The following is a 3,255-nucleotide window of genomic DNA, read 5'->3' on the forward strand; positions in this document are numbered from 1 at the left end:
CATCGGAGTTGTAAAATCAATAGGAAAACCCACCCCACGGTCGAAGTGGGTTGTGGCCTTATTTAATTAATTGGGCAAATGTTCACTAAACTCATCTAGGGAGTTAACGGTTAATGCTGTGGCCATCAACTCTTCTAATTGTTCAAGAGTTAAGGCTTGAATTCTGACGGATATTTCGACAGGAATCTCGGAAAATCGCAGTTTAAGGATGCGCTCTAAACTGCCTCGACGTTCTTGTTGGATGCCTTGTTCAATGCCTTGAGCCACACCCTCTTGTAAAATCTCTTGATACCAGGGTGATTCTCGTAATACTGTCATATCCCACCTCATGATTTGTTGAATTAAGGGTATCTCTAACACAAAACTAGCAAAGAAAGCTAACAACGGTTCTAGTTGATTTAAGGTTTGATCCGCTCGTAAAGCCTGCACCGCTGACCGCAATTTTGATTCGCTACCACCTCCTTTTAAAATAGGTACAAATGGAAATAGGGGAGGCAAAGGTTGTTCTAATACTAATTCAGCATCTACTTCCCAGAGATTAATTACCCGATAATCTTGACGGGCTTTTAATCCCATGAATTCCTTGTCGTAGCAGTCAACGATTGTGACCGTGCTTGGGGGCGGCAAGATGTTAATTAATACCGGATAAGCGGATAGGTTGTATTTTTCCTCAGCTAAAGCGACATAATTGCGCATTCGCTGAGGCATGTTCTGGTCATACCGTAGTTGTAATTCATTGAGAATCAGAAATTCTTGATGTTCAGGACTAGACGCTTTGAGAATCACATCACTTTCGCGACTAATCCATTGAAACTCAGCATCAAGTAACTGAGATGCCCGCACTTGGGGATTACCGGTTACCCATTGCACCCAAGCATTAGGAGCGAGACTAATTAAGCGTTTGCTACCAATATCTGCACGTTTTGCCATACAATACAATTGACCGAATCAAGACGAATTATTGAGTTACATCCAGGGCTGTTTCGGCGTTGCTGATTATGCGTATGGTTTTGCCCCCCTAGCCCCCCAATTCTGGGGGGAACAAAACTATCAAAGTCCCCCAGAATTGGGGGATTTAGGGGGCTTTAATAAAACCAGATGATCGCGCATTCATTCCTTAATTCAGCAACGCCACTATTTCTGGGATCAAACTAAAATTTGATTAGTGAAGAGCTGGGCTTTTCAGACTTCCTAAACTTCCTACTTCTTAAGATTCAACGTCATTAGACTCGCCGTCTATTGGGTCTCCTAAATCGAAGATAATAATAAATTTTTCCTCAGGCATCAGCCGTTTAAGAGCCTGCAAGTGACCTTCCGCGTCAGAACGGTTCCGAAAACGACGAACAACCACCCGCTGCATGTTCGGCAATAGCTTAATGAGCGCCCATGGATATAGGCGTTGAGAGTAGGACATAAAATATTAGGTATCTCCTTAACTGGGGCTCCAGAGCCAGCCTGAGAGCCTAGAGAAACTGTAGGCTGGCTCTTACCGTGGAACGTTTCTTGATGCAAAGCGCGAGTGGGGGAAACCCCCTTTGGCGGCGCTGCATCGCTTTAGCGCCCACGGTAATTTTATTATAACACAAAAATATTATATTATAACATTTTTTAAAAACTTTTGTAACAAATTTTTTAGGGAGTCGGGAATCGGGAACAGGGAACAGGGAGTAGTGGAGTGGGGAAAAATCCTGTATTAATAATTCATTAATATAAAAATAAAGTTACTAATTAACTACTTACTATGTGCGATGGGAGCTTGGAGCCGCTCTGCGATTGGCCGTAGGCCACGCTAAAAGCGATTGACATGCAGGTCACGCTACGCGATGAAGCTTTGCTTCCGCTAAAAGCGATCGCATTCCCGATTCCCGATTCCCGATTCCCGATTCCCGATTCCCGACTCCCGATTTCCTAACTATTCCGATATTGACGCAGTCGCTAATAGTGGAAACCACAGCACTTAACTTGCTATCCACCCTTACCATATTTACCACTTTTACCACACTTTCCTCCCTATTCCCTGTTCCCTATTCCCTGTTCCCTAAAAAAATAAATTGCCAATTTCTCTTTTATCCCTTAAACTAGTATTATCGGAATAGTTAAAACCTGATCAACTGATGAACAAGTGCGTTGGAACTACTGAAGCCGCATCTCTATTAGGAATTTCTTCTCGACGATTGCGCCAACTCCTAGAGAAGGGTCGCGTCCGGGGTGCCTATAAAAGCGGGAAATTCTGGATTATTCCTCTGTTCAACCATTTGCCACAAATTACTAAAGGTAATCGTGGACCAAAGGGGAAATGGCGCACTAGTCGTACAACCGCTTTAGCGAAGATTAATGTCAATCGCAATCACATTGGCTCGAATATGAAGAAAAGCCCCAAAGACCGGAAGCCAGTGATTTCAGTAAAACGAAAGGGCACTAATCTCTACGGTAATGAAGTCGAAATCCTTGGTCCTTGTAAGATTGTTTATCAGCCGGATAATCCCCTTGATTGTGGTGCTCGTTTGTGGATCGAAACCTTCAGTGATATTCATTTTATTTCTTGATGCAGTCGCTCATGGGGGAAACCCCCAAGACCGCGCTGCATCGCTGGTGGTAGTTTTCCGGCTATTAGCTAAGTTATTGTTTGGTGGGCAAATTGACAGGATTCCAGATTACATGGTCAGCTCAAAGATCAGGATTTGCCCACCAAACCCCGCAGCTTGTAGCTTGTAGGGTGGGCAAATTGACAGGATTCGAGATATTGTTGTCAGAGGATAAGCATTTGCCCACCCTACGCCTGAGAGCTGAGAGCTGATAGCTGAGAGCTGATAGCTGACCGCTGAATGCTTACACTAAAACCACCCTTCAATCTCTTGGTTTGTCAACATTTTCTTCAACTTAAGATATTCCCGTTTTGTCGCTTCAAAGATATGTTCCATGTTCACGGGTTCATTGGCGGCGGCGGCCAAAAAAGCGGCATTTAGGGCAATATTGCGAATATTTCCCCCAGCTACATTGAGTTGACCCAGTTTCTGGTAATTTAAGTCTTGGGTTGGGGTCTGGGCTGGAAAAATGCGCTGCCAAATTTGGGTACGGATTTCGGGTCCGGGAAACGGAAACTCGACCACAAAGCGAATGCGGCGCTGAAAGGCACTATCGAGGGCGCTTTGGAAATTGGAGGTCAATATAGCTAACCCTTGATAGGCTTCCATGCGTTGCAGCAAATAGCTGACTTCGATGTTAGCGTGGCGGTCGTGACTGTCTTGAACTTGG

At 44.5% G+C, this 3,255-nt stretch carries 3 protein-coding genes and 1 pseudogene; 1 reads left to right on the forward strand and 3 read right to left on the reverse strand.

The window, feature by feature from the left end; translation table 11 throughout:
- Positions 1 to 66: 66 nt before the first annotated feature.
- Together F6K52_RS34345 and F6K52_RS34350 are read right to left on the reverse strand one after the other, a co-directional pair.
- Positions 67 to 930, reverse strand: a complete 864-nt coding sequence (locus F6K52_RS34345; protein ID WP_293089387.1) for an Rpn family recombination-promoting nuclease/putative transposase — start codon at positions 928 to 930, stop codon at positions 67 to 69.
- A gap of 277 nt (positions 931 to 1,207) precedes the next feature.
- On the reverse strand, positions 1,208 to 1,360 hold the full coding sequence (locus F6K52_RS34350; protein ID WP_364421161.1) for a hypothetical protein: 153 nt from the start codon (positions 1,358 to 1,360) through the stop codon (positions 1,208 to 1,210).
- A 754-nt stretch (positions 1,361 to 2,114) separates the two neighbouring features.
- Between F6K52_RS34350 and F6K52_RS34355 the strand changes: the two genes are divergently transcribed.
- Positions 2,115 to 2,546: a helix-turn-helix domain-containing protein gene (locus F6K52_RS34355; RefSeq protein ID WP_008187594.1), complete on the forward strand. Its 432-nt coding sequence runs from the start codon at positions 2,115 to 2,117 to the stop codon at positions 2,544 to 2,546.
- A gap of 288 nt (positions 2,547 to 2,834) precedes the next feature.
- Here the strand turns inward: F6K52_RS34355 and F6K52_RS34360 are convergent.
- Positions 2,835 to 3,255: pseudogene (locus tag F6K52_RS34360) on the reverse strand (ATP-binding protein); the annotation flags it as partial.

This window comes from Moorena sp. SIO3H5 (genome assembly GCF_010692395.1).
In the GTDB taxonomy this organism is placed as follows: Bacteria; Cyanobacteriota; Cyanobacteriia; order Cyanobacteriales; family Coleofasciculaceae; genus Moorena.